This is a genomic window from Providencia sp. PROV267 (assembly GCF_028477825.1).
Lineage (GTDB): Bacteria > Pseudomonadota > Gammaproteobacteria > Enterobacterales > Enterobacteriaceae > Providencia > Providencia stuartii.
Map to the genome: position 1 here is coordinate 192,808 of NZ_JAMPLX010000007.1, position 17,824 is coordinate 210,631.

12 protein-coding genes and 2 pseudogenes are annotated in these 17,824 nt (G+C 42.9%); 6 read left to right on the top strand and 8 right to left on the bottom strand.

Annotated features, from left to right (window positions below):
- Nucleotides 1-13: 13 nt before the first annotated feature.
- Together PR709_RS05560 and PR709_RS05565 are read right to left on the bottom strand one after the other, a co-directional pair.
- A complete protein-coding gene (locus tag PR709_RS05560; RefSeq protein ID WP_272570807.1) occupies nt 14-640 on the bottom strand; it encodes a LysE family translocator in 627 nt (208 codons plus the stop codon).
- Between the two features lie 36 nt (nt 641-676).
- Nucleotides 677-1,099, bottom strand: coding sequence for a DUF2000 domain-containing protein (locus tag PR709_RS05565; RefSeq protein WP_004918101.1), 423 nt, complete (start codon nt 1,097-1,099; stop codon nt 677-679).
- Nucleotides 1,100-1,266: 167 nt separating this feature from the next.
- Here PR709_RS05565 and PR709_RS05570 point away from each other — a divergent pair, with 167 nt between their 5' ends.
- Nucleotides 1,267-1,746, top strand: coding sequence for an Lrp/AsnC family transcriptional regulator (locus PR709_RS05570; protein ID WP_004918098.1), 480 nt, complete (start codon nt 1,267-1,269; stop codon nt 1,744-1,746).
- 79 nt (nt 1,747-1,825) lie between these two features.
- Here PR709_RS05570 and serS read toward each other — a convergent pair whose 3' ends face one another.
- The 6 genes and pseudogenes from serS to lrp form a co-directional block, all read right to left on the bottom strand.
- Nucleotides 1,826-3,115 carry a serine--tRNA ligase gene (gene serS, locus PR709_RS05575; protein WP_040132956.1) on the bottom strand — a complete coding sequence of 430 codons (1,290 nt, stop codon included), beginning with the start codon at nt 3,113-3,115 and terminating at the stop codon, nt 1,826-1,828.
- A 150-nt stretch (nt 3,116-3,265) separates the two neighbouring features.
- Complete coding sequence (locus PR709_RS05580; protein WP_272570808.1) at nt 3,266-4,609, bottom strand: replication-associated recombination protein A; 1,344 nt, start codon at nt 4,607-4,609, stop codon at nt 3,266-3,268.
- Between the two features lie 9 nt (nt 4,610-4,618).
- The gene (gene lolA, locus PR709_RS05585; protein ID WP_014657836.1) at nt 4,619-5,239 is read right to left on the bottom strand and encodes an outer membrane lipoprotein chaperone LolA; all 621 of its coding nucleotides are present in this window, start codon (nt 5,237-5,239) and stop codon (nt 4,619-4,621) included.
- A 77-nt stretch (nt 5,240-5,316) separates the two neighbouring features.
- Nucleotides 5,317-8,040 (bottom strand): annotated as a pseudogene (locus PR709_RS05590) (DNA translocase FtsK); the annotation flags it as partial.
- Between the two features lie 342 nt (nt 8,041-8,382).
- Nucleotides 8,383-8,895 (bottom strand): annotated as a pseudogene (locus PR709_RS19545) (DNA translocase FtsK 4TM domain-containing protein); the annotation flags it as partial.
- A 454-nt stretch (nt 8,896-9,349) separates the two neighbouring features.
- Nucleotides 9,350-9,844 carry a leucine-responsive transcriptional regulator Lrp gene (lrp, locus tag PR709_RS05595; RefSeq protein ID WP_004918089.1) on the bottom strand — a complete coding sequence of 165 codons (495 nt, stop codon included), beginning with the start codon at nt 9,842-9,844 and terminating at the stop codon, nt 9,350-9,352.
- A 543-nt stretch (nt 9,845-10,387) separates the two neighbouring features.
- On the opposite strand from lrp, the gene trxB reads away from it, so the two are divergent.
- From trxB to aat, 5 genes are all read left to right on the top strand, one after another.
- Nucleotides 10,388-11,350 (top strand): thioredoxin-disulfide reductase, encoded by a 963-nt coding sequence (gene trxB, locus PR709_RS05600; protein ID WP_004918087.1) that lies wholly within the window; start codon nt 10,388-10,390, stop codon nt 11,348-11,350.
- 177 nt (nt 11,351-11,527) lie between these two features.
- Nucleotides 11,528-13,201 carry a DUF7057 domain-containing protein gene (locus PR709_RS05605; protein WP_004918084.1) on the top strand — a complete coding sequence of 558 codons (1,674 nt, stop codon included), beginning with the start codon at nt 11,528-11,530 and terminating at the stop codon, nt 13,199-13,201.
- A 354-nt stretch (nt 13,202-13,555) separates the two neighbouring features.
- On the top strand, nt 13,556-15,322 hold the full coding sequence (gene cydD / locus PR709_RS05610; RefSeq protein WP_014657832.1) for a heme ABC transporter permease/ATP-binding protein CydD: 1,767 nt from the start codon (nt 13,556-13,558) through the stop codon (nt 15,320-15,322).
- 2 nt (nt 15,323-15,324) lie between these two features.
- Entirely contained in the window at nt 15,325-17,067 is a 1,743-nt protein-coding gene (cydC, locus tag PR709_RS05615) for a heme ABC transporter ATP-binding protein/permease CydC (protein ID WP_014657831.1), read from the top strand.
- An 8-nt stretch (nt 17,068-17,075) separates the two neighbouring features.
- Nucleotides 17,076-17,777 (top strand): leucyl/phenylalanyl-tRNA--protein transferase, encoded by a 702-nt coding sequence (gene aat, locus PR709_RS05620; RefSeq protein ID WP_004918075.1) that lies wholly within the window; start codon nt 17,076-17,078, stop codon nt 17,775-17,777.
- Nucleotides 17,778-17,824 lie beyond the last annotated feature (47 nt).

Here is a 17,824-nt window from a genome sequence, read left to right on the forward strand (position 1 = left end):
GAGCCATTATCATTTATTGCGTTTTAAACAGCATACCAATAGCTGCGGTAAACATGATCAAAGCGGTTCCTCGAAAGATCACTCTCTGCGATTTCGTACTCGATAAAAATTTACTTGCCTTCTTTGCACCAAAGATAAATATCATGCCAACTAAAAGTAATATTAATAACGTAGTTGGAACTAATACTGTGCTCCAAATCGTTATAGTCATTTCATTTAAAGAAATGACTAACGGTAATATTGCCATATAAAAAGCGATTGTTTTTGGATTACTTAATGTAATGGCAAGACCGGAAACACTCACAATAGCTAACTGCTTTTTTGATATAGCACCTACAGTATTTAATGGTTGGGCATCGTGGCGCCAAAAGACATAAGCTAACCAAAATAAATACAGTGCAGCAAACCAATAAATTAAATTAAAGATCGCGGCTAAGTGGTCAGCAACGAATACTAGGCCGAATATCGCAAAAGAGAGATAAATAATATCCCCTAAAATTAATCCACTCAGTAGTGCAAACCCCATTGTTACGCCACCCTTCAAGGTACGTGCGACGACTGCGGTCATTCCGGGCCCTGGAATAACGGCAGCAATCGCCAATGCACTCGCATAAGAGAGCAATTGTGTTATGCTTATCATATGATTAACCTACAGTAGAATGGCGAGATATAACGCTTATTTAAATAATGATAAATTACCGGTTAATTTATTGATGCTATTTTTATTCCCTACCAAACCAATAGCTGCTAATTGAATTTCTTGATCTAGAGTGTTAGTTAATTTTTGAGTGTAGTCATCATAACTTTTACAAGACTGAGCAATTAAACTAAAAGGTAATATATAAATATCTTCATGCTCTGCTATTTCTTTTTGAATTTGCTTTATTCGCTCAGGCGAGCTTTTTAATATAGGTAATGATGCACTGATGACCCCAGGATAATAAATATTATCTGCACTCATTAAATCATTCCCTATTAATTGGGTAATTTTGTTGCCTATCCCTACACCAATGATACTTGCAGCATTCATAGCAAGCCCTAATGCTAGATCTTGATTGACGATGATGGCACAACGATGAATAGATGCATCAAATTGCATAAAATCCCCTTTTCATAATTTTTGATAACATAAGGTTCTTCTGGTCGTGAACTGTAACAATTATGTCATCAATAAATAGAAATTTGCTGCCTATCTTATCTGTAGTAAAGTAGCTAAAAGAAGAAAATTACCTATTTATAAATATATTCCGAAAGGAAATACCCGCTATGGCAATAGATAAGACAGAAATCAAGATTCTTAAACTCCTTCAAGACGATGCACGTATTACAAATCAAGTACTCGCTGATAAAGTCGGTATGTCAGCATCCCCTTGCTGGCGACGCGTCCGTAAATTAGAAGACGATGATGTCATCCAAGGCTATCGAGCTATTCTTAACCGCAAAAAAATTGGTTTAGGTGTTATGGTTTTTGTGCGTGTCACTATCGACAGCCATAGTGAAACGGAAGCAAAGAAATTTGAACAAGAAGTCAGTGAGTTAGAAAATGTTGTTTCATGCTACAGCATCGGGGGAGATGCCGACTTTTTATTGCAAGTGGTTTCCCATGATTTAGATTCCTATGCCGATTTCGCGATGTCTGTGATCCGACGGCTTCCTGGTATTAAAGAAATGCAAAGTATGTTCGTGCTTAAAGAGATCAAACCCTTAGTTTCTTATCCTGTAACAACCGTTAATAGTGAAGCATAATAACCAGCAACGTATCAGTGGGTTGTAAAAAAAACGCCACTAATAAGTGGCGTTTTCTGTTTTAGTTAATTTAACTTGATTAACCGATGTACTCTAGGCCTTTCATATATGGGCGTAATACTTCTGGTACTTCAATACGACCATCTGCTAATTGGTAATTCTCCAATACAGCAACCAACGTACGACCAACAGCAAGACCAGAACCATTCAGTGTATGCACCAACTGTGTTTTCTTGTCACCTTTACTGCGGAAACGTGCTTGCATACGGCGAGCTTGGAAATCCCACATATTTGAGCACGAAGAAATCTCACGGTAGGTATTCTGAGCTGGTAACCAAACTTCCAAGTCATAGGTTTTACGTGAACCAAAACCAATATCACCAGTGCAAAGGATCACTTTACGATAGGGTAATTTCAGTAATTGCAGCACTTTCTCCGCGTGACCGGTTAGCTCTTCCAATGCTTCCATCGATTTCTCAGGATGCACTATTTGTACCAATTCGACTTTATCAAATTGGTGCATACGGATAAGCCCACGCGTGTCACGGCCATAAGAACCCGCTTCTGAACGGAAGCATGGTGTATGCGCAGTCATTTTTAGTGGTAATGCATCTTCATCAAGGATTTCATCACGTACTAAGTTGGTGACCGGCACTTCTGCTGTTGGGATCAATGCATAAGTACTTTCCGCTTCTTCTTCAAGCGGCTTAGTATGGAACAGATCTTCACCAAATTTAGGTAATTGACCAGTGCCATAAAGCGTATCATGGTTAACCAAATACGGTACATACAGCTCTTGATAGCCATGCTGTTCAGTATGCAAATCCAGCATAAACTGAGCCAGTGCACGGTGTAGACGAGCAATTTGCCCTTTCATCACCACAAAACGCGCGCCTGTCAGTTTAACGGCCGCGGGGAAATCTAGACCACCAGCGAGTTCGCCAAGGCTAACATGATCTTTAACTTCAAAGTCATATTGGCGTGGTTCACCCCAACGGGCAACCTCAACGTTATCTGAATCATCTTTCCCATCAGGAACAGCATCATCAGGCATATTCGGGATACTTAATGCAATATCACGGATCTCTTGTTGTAGCTTATCTAATGCTAACTTAGCAGCATCTAATTTTTCGCCTAACTGGTTCACTTCCTGACGTAAAGGCTCGATATCTTCACCACGCGCCTTAGCTGCACCAATGGATTTCGATCGCGAATTACGCTCTGCCTGCAGGGATTCAGTTTCAACTTGCAAAACTTTGCGGCGTTCTTCTAATTCACGCAGCTTTTCCACATCAAGGGTAAAACCCCTGCGAGCCAGTTTTTCAGCAACCGCGTCTAGCTCCGTACGCAGTAAATTGGGATCGAGCATGCTTATCCTGTGATTATTGTTAGTCAATATTGAAAGGGAGTATAACACATTCCGGCATTATACTCGTTACACCATCAAGCCGCCTATTGTGAAGGCGACCTAAATAATTTTATAAAAAATATTTCTTATAACCTTACCGCATTGCCCACATTAGCGATAGCGTTTTGTTGGGCTATTTTGATCCTGTTGCGCTAACCAGTTTAATTTTTCTGCTATTTTCGCTTCTAAACCACGATTCGTTGGGTGGTAATATTGGGTATGTTGCATTTCAGGTGGGAAATAAACCTCACCGGCTGCATAAGCATTTTCTTCGTCATGAGCATAGCGATACTCTTTCCCCGCCCCTAATTCTTTCAACAGTTTTGTCGGTGCATTACGTAAATGGGCAGGTACATCATAATCAGGCTGCATTTGCGCATCCGCTAACGCGGCTTTATAAGCCGTGTAAACTGCATTACTTTTTGGTGCACATGCCAAGTAAACAATAGCTTGAGCAATCGCACGCTCACCTTCCGCAGGACCAACCCGAGTGAAGCAATCCCATGCGGAAATAGCGACCTGCATCGCTCGCGGGTCGGCATTCCCTACATCTTCAGATGCGATAGCCAGCAAGCGCCGAGCCACATAAAGTGGATCACCACCTGCGGTAATAATCCGCGCATACCAATATAAAGCGGCATCGGGAGCCGAGCCTCGTACTGATTTATGCAAGGCAGAGATTAAATCGTAATAACGATCACCTTTATTATCAAAGCGCGCTGTACGTTCACCGCTGACTTCTTTTAGTAATTCAGCCGTTAAAATACGCTGACCATGGCTATCGGTTTCCGCCATATCCACCATCATCTCTAAAAGATTGAGGGAGCGACGCGCATCACCATTAACCAACTCGGCAATTAATTGACGTGTGGTATCGGGTAAAATCACATTTTGCCCGCCTAAGCCTCGCTTGGGATCCTCCATGGCTTGCTGCAACACATCTTCAATATCGCTTACCGTTAAAGATTTCAGTAGATAGACCCGTGCACGCGACAATAATGCGGAATTGAGTTCAAACGAAGGATTTTCTGTGGTTGCGCCGATAAAAGTAATGGTGCCATCTTCAATGTGTGGTAAAAACGCATCTTGCTGACTTTTATTAAAACGATGCACTTCATCAACAAATAAAATAGTCCTACGACCCGCATCTCGATTTTGGCGAGCTTTCTCTATCGCTTCACGGATCTCTTTAATACCGGACGTAACGGCAGAAATACGTTCAATATCTGCCTGTGCATAGTGACCAATAATTTCGGCTAATGTGGTTTTGCCTGTTCCTGGTGGCCCCCACAAAATCATTGAATGTAAATGACCTGCTTTTATTGCCCTGGGTAATGGTTTACCTTCAGCAAGCAAATGTTTTTGGCCTATATACTGTTCAAGAACCTCTGGGCGCATACGCGCTGCCAGAGGTTGAAATTCATTTTGTGAAAAATCGAGTGATAGGTTGCCCACTATTTCCTCTTATTTACCACCTGAGCGTTGGTCATCCAATGTGACCCCTTCCGGCACAGTGAATGTAAACTTACGCTTATCGACATTACCATTTTTTTGTTCTTTCAATTGGTAAGCACTTGTTTGCCCATCTTGCTCAACGGCTGAAAACTTCTCAATGGTGCCTTCTGGAGAAACCGTAATTGAAAAACGTTTTAATGTGCCATTACTCAACTTGGGTTTTAAGTCGAATGTATTACCTTGCTGAATAATAGAGTACTGTTTCCAATCTCTTGGGTTATTACGTGTAATCAATAAAAATGGGGTATCTTGAGTCGCATCCGCTAAGTTAGTGACAGTGACTTGCTCAACAAACGGGTTATAAAACCACAAATTTTTGCCATCAGACACTAAAACACTTTCATCAGGTGACGTCATATTCCAATTGAATAAATTAGGGCGCTGAAGCCATAATTCCCCCACACCTTCTTGTACGAGGTCACCTTCTGGGCTGGTGACTTTTTGAGAGAAGCTAGCGTGGAAGCTATTGACCTTATTCAGGCGATCCTGAAGGTCTTGGCTGGCATCTGCCAGTACTGAGCCGATATGTAAACTTAGGGCCAACGCCCCCAATAACATCATTTTTTTCATCGAACAAAGACCTTTTATTGATACCTTAATAGGCGCTATGCCTTTATTATTGCTCTCGCAACTCATCGACAACAAGGTTAGTAATCAGCTTGCCGTGGGGAAAGCACTTCGCGATTTCCATTATGTCTCGGCTCACTGACAATCCCTTGCGTTTCCATTTGCTCAACAATTCGCGCAGCACGGTTATAACCAATGCGGAACTGACGTTGAACACCTGAAATAGAAACGCGTTGTTTCTCTACAACAAACTCGACGGCTTGATCAAACAGAGGATCCAACTCTTCCTCTGCGCTATCATAACCGCCCCCTTCATTTTCATCGCTGCATTTGGTAATGCTATCAATATATTCTGGGCGACCGCGGGCTTTCCAATCATTCACCACCGCGTGCACTTCTTGGTCACGGACAAATGCCCCATGGACACGAACAGGAATCGATGAGTTAGGTGGTAAATACAGCATATCCCCCATTCCCAATAATGACTCTGCGCCACCTTGATCGAGGATAGTCCGAGAGTCAATTTTACTTGATACTGTAAAGGCAATACGCGTAGGTATGTTTGCTTTAATTAAACCTGTAATGATATCCACTGACGGGCGCTGAGTTGCCAATACTAGGTGGATACCTGCTGCACGTGCTTTTTGCGCTAGGCGAGCAATCAACTCTTCAACTTTTTTCCCTGCCGTCATCATCAAGTCAGCAAATTCATCAACCATGACGACAATATAGGGTTCTTTTTTCAGCATTGGATGCTCAGTTTCCATGCTGTCACTCGGTTTCCAGTGTGGGTCAGGAATAGGTCGCCCCATCTCTTCGGCAGCTTTAATTTTATCGTTGTAGCCAGCAAGGTTACGTACGCCAAGCGCCGACATTAAGCGATAGCGACGTTCCATTTCATTGACGCACCAACGCAATGCGTTAGCAGCATCTTTCATGTCAGTCACGACTTCTGTCAGCAAATGTGGAATGCCTTCATAAATAGACAGTTCCAACATTTTCGGGTCGATCATGATAAAACGGACATCTTCAGGTTTCGATTTATACAAAATACTGAGGATCATCGCGTTGACCCCTACCGATTTACCTGAGCCTGTTGTCCCCGCAACGAGTAAGTGTGGCATTTTCGCCAAATCCGCAATAACCGGATCGCCTTCGATATCTTTACCCAACACCATTGTTAACGGTGATGCACTATGCCTAAATTCGTCACAGTCCAGTACTTCTCTTAAATAGACTGTTTGGCGTTTTTCGTTCGGTAATTCAAGCCCCACATATGGCTTGCCGGGGATCACTTCAACAACCCTCACCGCCGTGGTAGAAAGTGAACGGGCAAGGTCTCTCGATAAAGTGGAGATCCGCGCCGCTTTTACCCCCGGTGCCAAATCTAGCTCGAATCGAGTGATCACCGGCCCCGGAGAGAAGCCGACCACTTCCGCTTTCACCCGATAGTCATTTAAGCGAGCTTCAATCAACCGTGCTGTCTGCTCTAATTTAAACATGTCAACAGGCTCTTCTTGTGTTGGTGGCGTAGTTAACAAATCCAAAGAAGGCATAGGCGTCGTTGGTTTTGGCAATGGTTGATCATTGCGTACCAAGAACGGGTGGAACAGGCTGTCTTGCTGCGGCTCCGGTTGTTGTGGCTGCGGTTGTTGTGGTTGTTGTTGCTGCTGTTGTGGTTGTTGCAGCGGAGCAAAAGTGTGCGACTGATTAGCAGAGATATCCGGTGTTGGAGCGACATGTTTTGTCACCTCATTCACTTGAGGTGTATTGTTTGTATTCTCCACGCTCGTTGCACTAAATGACGGCATAAATAAAGGATCTGCAGGCTCTTCATTAACCAAATCATTAACTGGCGAAAATTCATCTAATACCGAAATATGTTCACTCAGATCGAATTTAGGTTCAACTTTATAACCCGCATTCTCATCATCATCTTGCGCTGAGAAGGTATTTTTAGACTGGCTAAAGTGATGAGTATTTTGCTCAGTTTGTTCAACAGAAGCGGGCGCAGAAGACCAACGATGCTCTATTTCAGGTTGAGTATAATGAACCACTTTTTCTGGCGTTGGCGTCACTTCAGCCTGATGAGATATTGGTGACTCAGTCTCATCATGATGCTCAATATCACTGCCGTACCGTTCGCGCTGTTGCTGCAAAAATTGCTCACGGAGCCTATTTTCTTGTTCTTCATCTTGTTGTGGTTCATTCTCTGACGCAGCAGACCATTGTTGATAAATCTGCTCACGTTGCAAAGCTTCTTCTTTACGGCGCTGAAGTTCAGCATCACGTTGAGAAGGAATGCGAATGCCATATAGCTCCCGACGGGTTGGTAACCGAACAGGATTTGGGCGAGGCAATTCAGGCTCCATATTTTGTTTAACCTGAGCGTGGCGCTCAAGAGCCGCAACGGAAATACCAGCGGCTGCCAATGCAGCGGGATCGGCTAGCCTATCTGTTACTGATCGCCCACTTGCCTGTGAAACCGCCTCACTGATAGAAGAAGCTGGCATCGATACATTTTGCTGCCCTGTTAGGTTTGCTAATGATGGATTATCAGTATGTTCTGTCGGTGTCGTTGCAGCAGGTTGTGCCTCTGCCCCCCAACGCTCATGTGTATGATGATTGGCAGGTTGGTTAACCACACCATTCTCTGGAGATACATTATGGCTTTCAGGTTGGTAGCCTGTTGGCTCCGCGACTTGTGCCTGAGGCTCACTGGTTTTGAATTGGAAATCCCTATCATATACAACAGGTTGATAATCATCCGGCACTTCAAAATGATAAGCTTCTTGCGGCTCAGAAGCTGAAAACGCAAGGGGTTCTTCAACTTCATCAATAGGTTGATTGGCAGCCAAAGGAGCCGCTTCTTCTGTGGGTTGAACCTCTTCGGTTTCTACTGCGGCTAATTCACTAATTGAGGGAGCGGAGAACAAAACATCGTCACTGTCTACATTATCAATCGCTTGGCGCTCTGCCTCCTGCGCCCGCTGTAACGCATCTTCTGTTTCTTCAACATCATACGCATCATAATCATCGCCGCGCGCACGATTAGTCATTAATGTGATAGGAATTAATACCGCCGCACCAATTTTTTCGGCAATCGTCAACCATGACCAGCCCGTAAACAGTGTAAAGCTAATTGCCCATAAAAAGAGCAATGCCAGTGTTGCACCTAAAGAATTAAACCATGGCATGATCGCATTACTAAACACACTGCCAATCACCCCACCGGACGCGAAATTCGGTAAGTCGTCAAAGTTAAGCGCAGCAAGACCGCATGATGAGAGGATCAGCGCTAACCCACCAATTAAGCGCAATGACAACGAAAAGAAGTCAATATAACGACGTTGGCTTTCATAATGGTAAATCGCCCAACAACCGAGTAGCAGTAGAGGTGGAATTGCAAATGCTAAAATCCCAAAAGCCGAAAAGAGAATATCCGCACTCCAAGAGCCAACACTTCCCCCCAAATTTTTAACCGGTGCATTCCATGTGGTTTGCGACCAGCTTGGATCTGAAGGATTGAAACTCATTAATGCCACCATTAAGAAAATGGCACTTAAACAAATGGCAAGCAAAATGACTTCGAGTAGCCGTCTTCCACTACTGAGTTTTTTTAATCGAACGTGTTTGTCTTCTGTATATTCTTGGCTCATTACTGTTTCTTTACTGACTGATGATGTCACCCATGCCGAAACGAACTCACTTGAATTCGCAATGATGATAAGCACATATTGAAAGCCATTCTAACACCAATCACCTTCTTGTGCGTGACTTGTTGCCTCTCAGGCAAACTAAACGACTGTAGACACAGCAAGATGCAGTATTTCATCTTACAGTTGAGGATTCAATTTCTATTTTACGTTAAAAATCTTAATTATTTATGGCTTTAATATCAATAGATTAAAACGAAGAGTTACAGCTATTTAGCCTATTTTCAGAAAAAATCATATCGACGCTGTGCCTTTAATCGGAAACAGAGTCAAAAAAGCGCTAAGAGAGATAAAATATTGGCCTCTAAAACGGAACAACGCTGAGTAAACTCAGCGTTGAAACTGCAGTGCGACAACCATAAATGATGTTGTGCAGAAATGAGACTATACAAGCCTATTAGCGTGTTTTAATAACCAAGCGGTTACTTTGCTTCACTTCTTCCATAACGACGTACGTACGAGTATCGTTCACACCCGGTAGACGTAGAAGAGTCTCACCAAGCAGTTTACGGTAAGCGGACATATCTGGCACACGCGTTTTCAACAGATAATCGAAATCACCAGAAACTAAGTGACATTCTTGGATCTCTTCAAGCTTTTGAACCGCTGTGTTGAATTGCTCAAACACATCTGGTGCACCACGGTTTAGTGTAATTTCAACGAACACCAAGAGTGAAGCATCTAAGTAGTGAGGATTCAAAAGTGCTGTATAGCCAGAAATAAACCCTTGTCTTTCCAGACGACGCACACGCTCCAAACATGGCGTTGGTGACAAACCAACACGCTTAGACAGTTCTACGTTTGAGATACGCCCATCTTTCTGTAGTTCGTTAAGTATATTCCTATCAATACGGTCAAGGTCTTTTCCTGGACGCTTTTTATTATCAATCATCTCTTTATCTCTCTTTCTCTAATTGTTATTTTCCACACCTATAAAACAGCACCATCCTCGCTCATACTTTATTTATTTAGGTATTCGTGTTCAGGAGCAAATTTTATGCGCAATGCTGAAATCGACGTGAACAGAACCCCTGTTCACAATGATCACCTGTTTGTTAAGTTATAAGTGCTGTAAAGTTAACTTTCCGGCAAGAACAAAAACACACCATTTGCATTGGTCTACTAGATAATTAACTCTTACATAGATGTTTTCGCAAATGCACAGCCGATTGTCAAAGCAAATGAATAAAAATCAGTACAAGATTTCGATTTTTTTTCTATTTAAACGTTTCGCTGTCCGGATTCAGGAATATTCCTAAAAATCCTACCACGTGACATAAGCATACTTGCCATACTAAATTTTCACTTTAATCACTATTATCTATCGCAAAAATAGCTCAGCTATAATTTACTTAGTATTTAAATCACTTTTTTTAGCTTGCCAATTCTCCTACAATCCCATTATCGCTATTTTTATACTGAAAATGAGGTATTCATGAGCACAGCCATACATCGCAAGCTAATCATTTTGGGTTCTGGCCCAGCAGGATACACAGCGGCAGTTTATGCTGCACGCGCAAACTTAAGTCCAGCTCTGATTACTGGCGTGGAAAAAGGCGGTCAGTTAACCACTACGACTGAGGTTGAGAACTGGCCGGGTGACCCTGAAGGCTTGACTGGTCCAGGTTTGATGGATCGCATGTATGAACACGCGACCAAATTCCAAACAGAAATTATCTCAGATCATATTAATAAGGTTGATCTTAAGCAGCGCCCTTTCCGTCTTTTTGGCGATGAAAACGAATATACCTGTGATGCCCTGATTATTGCGACAGGTGCATCGGCGCGTTATATCGGCTTACCTTCTGAAGAAGCCTTTAAAGGCCGTGGCGTTTCTGCTTGTGCAACTTGTGACGGCTTCTTCTATCGTAATCAAAAAGTGGTTGTTGTCGGCGGAGGTAATACTGCGGTTGAAGAAGCCCTTTATCTATCCAACATTGCCTCAGAAGTCCATTTGGTTCACCGTCGTGATAGCTTCCGCGCAGAAAAAATCCTAGTTGATCGCCTAATGGATAAAGTGAAGAACGGCAATATTACGCTGCATACCGACCGTACACTTGATGAAGTACTCGGTGACGATATGGGCGTGACAGGCGTCCGTTTGCGTAATACCAAAACCGATGAAACTGAAGAATTAGAGGTGATGGGGGCATTTATCGCGATTGGTCACAGCCCAAATACCGCTATCTTTGATGGCCAGCTAGATTTAGAAAATGGCTATATCAAAGTGCAATCCGGTACACATGGTAATGCAACGCAAACCTCTATCCCAGGGGTCTTTGCCGCAGGTGATGTAATGGATCATATTTATCGTCAAGCAATTACATCAGCAGGTACAGGCTGTATGGCTGCCCTAGACGCAGAACGCTACTTAGATGGTTTAGCGGATAAAAAATAGTATAACCACATCCATCCTGATCATTTTAGGCACCTCAAATAGGTGCCTTTTTTGCCCCCTCTTTATAGGATAAGTTCCTTTTTTTTCAGAGTAAGTTCATAGGGGAGTTTCCTCCATCAATCTACAATAATCAAATTATTGATACATTATTTTTGACAATTCGCGCTAGGAAATATTATGGGTCAACAAATACAACGAGAAGCTATCAGCCGCTATGCCTACCTTTTTGTCGCTCTACTTGCTATTATCCAATCGACCTTGATTGTATTGTCAACGGACTCTTCATTCTCGTTCATCTATAATTTAAGCGCCCCATATACCTATCTTCCTTTTATGGTCGCAATTTTTGTACCTTCTGCTGTCAGTTACTTAATTACGAATGCCAAATCAGCTATTTTCTATACTAATATCTTGATCATTGCTGTATTAACAGTCTGGATCACGCTATGGGATGCAAAGAACTTAGAATTAAGTTACAGTCAACCTCAATTTACTGCCTTTGCTACCTTAATTGTTCTTTTTTTCTTTTTGCTACCTTGGTTGCAGACACGTCAGTTAGTGGGTAGATGGCATATTGATTATAGCCACTTACTCGATTTTTATATTAAAAATACGCTATTAATGATTATTGCCACCGTCATTGGTGGGCTTCTGGTTATTTTACTTTATCTCGCCAGTTTTTTATTTACGATTGTCAATCTCTCTACTCTTAGTCAGCTTATTGATAACAATTTTACTTTATATTCAGGTTTCACTTTAGGATTTAATATTGGGCTGGTTTTTTTACGCTCAATATTTGAGTTTCGCTTTAGCCAATTTATCCATTATATCGCCCGCTTTTTCCTGATAATACTCCATCTTATTGCTGCCATATTTGTCGGTGGTTTTTTATTTTCATTTGTGATGAAGCTATCGATATTAGAGGTGGGGGCTAGCGCAATACTGTGGTTCTTGGCTTTAAATATCATTTTAATTAATTTGACCTATGGGAATGGACACCACCAATATCAACGTGTTACATGGCTAAACACCTTAACGCTGTCTAGTATCATTTTATTGAATTTTTTCTCACTTTTTTCACTTTACGGCATTTTAGTGCGTGTCAACCAATACAGTTGGAGTGTCTCTCGCCTCTATGCCTTTAGCATCGCACTCTTTTTCACCGTCATTATTTTCGCCTACAGCTTTGCTATTATTCGCCGAAGAACGCTTTGGGCAAAATCTTTAGGTACCATAAACAAAGTAGGGATTGTAGGGCTAATGGCTGCCATCCTTATGATTAATAGTCCGATTGCTGATTTTAACCGTATTACCGCAAACAGCATATTAGCCAGTATCGAAAATGGTAAAATTGACGTTAACCCTCGGCTCGCTTTTGCCTTAAAAGAACTCGGGCCCAAAGGCCAACAAGCTATCGAAAGGCTCAAATTAAATCCCAATTACACCGCTCTACTCTATACAGATATCGATATTGGTAATGAAAAAATGAGTAAATCCCCCAAAGAGGCCATAATTATCGCAAAAAATAGTGCCGAATTGCCGGAAAGTTGGTGGTCCCAAACACGCGAATCGAGCTGCATCAATAATTATCATCCACCTCATTGCCTAGGTTTTATGGCAGATATCAATCAAGATGGGCAAAATGAGGTTATCATATGCCGTGCTTCCCCTAAGAGTGATTCTTTAGCCTGTACTATTTGGCAATATCAAATAACTGATTGGAAGTTTATTGATCACCAAATCAGTCATTATGATTCGGTGGCACAGCGAGATAACGCATGGGATAAATTATTAAATGGTCAATTTAAATTAGTGCCTAAAGAATGGCTACAAGTGGTACCAGAGCAATAATATTTATGCGTGATAAATGGCTTTACTCATTTATGTAAAGCCATTCGTTGTTATGAACCTACAGCTTATCCCTTGTATGCTAAATGCCATACATCTTGTAAACTCACCGACATCGCTCTAACAGGTTTAACTACCTTATTGATTTTAGTTTTGCATGGATGACAATTATCATTTACCTTTATAAAACATATTGATAACAATCATCTGTGCTATTTTAATAACACACTTTTATTATGCAACATATCGCGAATAAGCTGCTATGATAGGTAAAAACTCCGTTAAGCTTTAATCCATTGGCTTATTTTAGCTAGCGGCACACTCTCAATATAAAACTATACCTGCACACTGATCATTATGGATAAAACAAGACAGACTGAATTGGTACGTTGGTTGAAACAGCATAGTACATCCGCAAAACGTTGGCTGCGTATATCTATGCTATTAGGCGTTGTTAGTGGTCTGCTGATTATCGCACAAGCGTGGTTCTTGGCGGTAATATTGCAAGCTCTGATTATGGAACACACTCCACGAGAGCAACTTCTGACCCCTTTTATCCTACTCCTTGCCGTATTTGTGCTACGCGCACTCCTAACGGTTATTAGAGAGCGAGTGGGCTTTCGTTGTGGTCAAGTTGTACGCCAAGAAGTACGCAACATGGTCTTAAATAAGCTACAAGCGCTAGGCCCTGTATGGGTAAAAGGTAAACCAGCCGGTAGCTGGGCGACTATCGTTCTAGAGCAGATAGAAGATATGCAAGAGTACTATTCGCGCTATCTACCACAAATGTATCTTGCTGGCATCATCCCTATTATGATCTTGATTGCCATCTTCCCATTTAACTGGGCCGCCGCCTTAATCTTGTTTGCAACCGCCCCATTGATCCCCATTTTTATGGCCTTAGTGGGACTCGGTGCCGCAGATGCTAACCGACGTAACTTTGTTGCTTTAGGTCGCCTCAGCGGTAGTTTTCTCGACCGGTTACGCGGCTTAGATACATTACGACTGTTTTTCCGTGAAAAAGCAGAAGTGCAACAAATTCGTGAATCTACCGAAGACTTTCGCTCAAGAACCATGGAAGTCCTTAGAATGGCTTTCCTCTCCTCTGGTGTGCTTGAGTTTTTCGCCTCAATTTCAATCGCTATCGTAGCCGTCTATTTCGGTTTTTCCTATCTTGGCGAATTAAATTTTGGAAGCTATGGGTTACCAGTCACCATGTTTGCCGGTTTTCTGGCATTAATTTTATCGCCTGAGTTTTTCCAACCTCTACGTGATTTAGGCACCTATTATCATGCCAAAGCTCAAGCGGTAGGCGCAGCAGAAAGTTTGGTGACATTATTAGAAAGCGATGGCGAACAAAAAACAGAAACTGGGGATAAGACACCGCAAGATAAACCCATTCAAATTGAAGCAAATAAGTTAGAAATCTATTCCCACGACGGTCAACGTCTTGTCGGTCCTCTCGATTTTACTATCGAGCCACAACAGCGTATCGCTGTTGTCGGGCAAAGTGGTGCCGGGAAAAGCTCTTTACTCAATCTTTTGTTAGGTTTTCTTCCCTATAAAGGCTCGATTAAAATTAATGGGGATGAGCTAAAAGAGCTTTGCCCAGATAAATGGCGTGCATTAATTGGCTGGGTGGGTCAAAACCCTCATTTACCAGAACAAACGCTTATCGAGAATATCTGCTTAGGTAAACCGACTGCTTCAGAGGCTGAAATACAACAAGCCATTGATGATGCCTATGTTTCCGAGTTTCTCCCTATGCTACCTGATGGCTTAAATACACGCCTTGGCGACTATGCTGCTAGGCTATCCGTTGGGCAAGCTCAACGTGTTGCTGTCGCGCGTACACTCTTAAAGCCATCGCGTATTTTATTACTGGATGAACCAGCTGCTAGCCTTGATGCTCACAGTGAAAAACGGGTCATGCATACCCTTAATCAACTAGCTCAACAGCAAACGACAATTATGGTCACCCACTTACTCGAAGAAACGGTTAATTACGACCAAATTTGGGTGATGGCAAATGGTCAAATCATTCAGCGTGGTCATTATGCACAATTGAGCCAATCGGAAGGGCCGTTTGCCCGCTTGTTGGCTCACCGTAGTGAGGAGCTTTGATAATGCGAGTTCTATTACCTTTTTTGGCTCTCTATCGCCGACACTGGTTTTTGATCCTGCTCGGCATGATCTTAGCCATCGTGACTTTACTTGCCAGTATTGGGCTACTTACTCTATCAGGGTGGTTCCTCGCAGGGGCGGCAATTGCAGGTTTTCCGGGGCTTTATTATTTTAATTATATGCTGCCTGCTGCTGGTGTCCGTGGTGCCGCTATTTTCCGGACCGCAGGTCGCTACGCCGAACGACTGGTTAGCCATGATGCCACATTCCGAGTTTTGGCCCATTTACGTGTGTTCGCCTTTAGTAAAATATTACCGCTCTCACCGGGGGGGATCAGCCGCTTCCGCCAAGGGGAAATTCTTAACCGCCTTGTGGCGGATGTCGAAACCCTCGATCACCTATATTTACGTGTTTTATCGCCGATTTTTGCTGCTTTTGTCGTGATCTTTGTCCTGATTTTTGGGTTGAGCTTCCTTGACCCTCGCCTAGCGTGGACACTCGGTTGTATTATGCTGTTTTTATTATTTACCTTACCGTTTGTCTTTTATCGTGCAGGTAAGCCCATCGGACAAGAGCTGACTTACTTACGTGCCCATTACCGCACTGTCCTGACATCCGCTTTACAAGGGCAAGCGGAACTGACTTTGTTTGGAGCGCTTCCCCGTTTTCGCCAAACATTGGCAAATATTGAAAGCCAATGGCAAGTGCGCCAACAACAGCAAGCCAATCTAACAGGGGTATCTCAAGCCATTATTCTATTTGCCTCTGGTTTTACTGCTACTTTGTTGTTGTGGATGGCGGCAGATCATGTGGGGGGGAATACTAACCCAGGAGCACTCATTGCTTTATTTGTCTTCTGTGCACTGGCCGCTTTTGAAGCCTTAGGCCCTGTCGCCGTTGCCTTTCAGCATATGGGGCAAGTGATTGCTTCTGCTGAACGTGTTTCTCAGCTAATTGATGCCAAACCAGAGGTAACATTCCCTGACAACGGTTTATCCCTTCCCCAATTGGAAAGCCTTGTTGTCGACAATATTTCATTTACTTACCCCGAGCAACCTTTCGCAGTTTTAAAACAGGTTTCGCTTTCACTGCTACCGGGGCAACACATCGCCTTATTAGGTAAAACAGGTTGTGGGAAATCAACACTTTTGCAATTACTCACTCGAGCATGGGATGTTGATAGTGGTATGATCAAAATTAATGGTCAAAATATTAGTGACTATAGTGAACAAGCACTGCGTTCGCTCATGTCAGTCGTTCCACAACGGGTACACATTTTTAGTGATACCTTGCGTAATAATCTACTGCTCGCTAACGATAAGGCAACCGACAAACAGCTCATTGAGGTGTTAGACCAAGTTGGTCTTGGTAATTTGTTGGAAAATGAGCAAAAACTTAACGCTTGGATGGGTGAAGGTGGTCGACAATTATCGGGTGGAGAGCAGCGCCGCTTAGGGATCGCTCGAGCGCTATTACATAATACGCCATTAATTTTAATGGATGAGCCAACCGAAGGGCTTGATGCACAAACAGAGCAGCAGATCCTTGCCCTGTTAAAAGAGAAATGTGCCGATAAGGCACTAATTGTGATCACCCATCGCATGCAAGGTATCGAGCAAATGGATACTATTTGCGTGATGGATAACGGTGAAATTGTTGAGCAAGGCTCACATCAGGCGCTTTTAGATTTAAAAGGCCGCTATTTTCAGTTTCGCCAGCGCCATTTACAACAGCAGGCCCTGTGAGGCACATCATGTACCAGCTCGATGATGACTCCTATCTGTTCCCGCCCGTCCATGAAGCGATGCGGGAACCTAATGGCCTGTTAGCTATTGGTGGCGATTTAGCGCCAGATCGGCTGAAGGCTGCCTACTATGATGGCATTTTCCCTTGGTTTAACCCGGGCGAAATGCCATTATGGTGGTCACCCGATCCTAGAGCGGTTTTAATGGTTGGCGAATTGCACATTAGCCGTTCGATGAAAAAGTTATTGAGAAAGCAAAAGTATCGCGTCACTGTCAACCATGCCTTCAAAGATGTCATCGCAGCTTGTGCGATACGTGACGAAGGAACATGGATTTTACCTGAGGTGCGTGAGGGGTATCAGGCACTTCATGAGCAGGGGATCGCTCATTCTATTGAGGCGTGGTATGGTGAAGAACTGGTTGGCGGCCTGTATGGCGTGAACATGGGGCACCTATTTTGTGGGGAATCTATGTTCAGTCGGATGAATGATGCCTCCAAATTTGCTTTTATTACATTTTATTTTCATTTTTTGCGCTATAATGGGCAGCTTTTTGATTGTCAGGTACTTAACCACCATACCGCCTCATTAGGCGCAAAAGAAATATCCCGTCGGGATTTTTTACATATTCTTTATCGGTGGCGTAACAAAGCGATTGATCCCGCCTGCTGGTTACCGCAATCGATTGAAATACCGCCATTATTCGAATAGCGAATTTTGGCTTTACGTTATTTTATGCCCATACTGTTCAAGAAAAA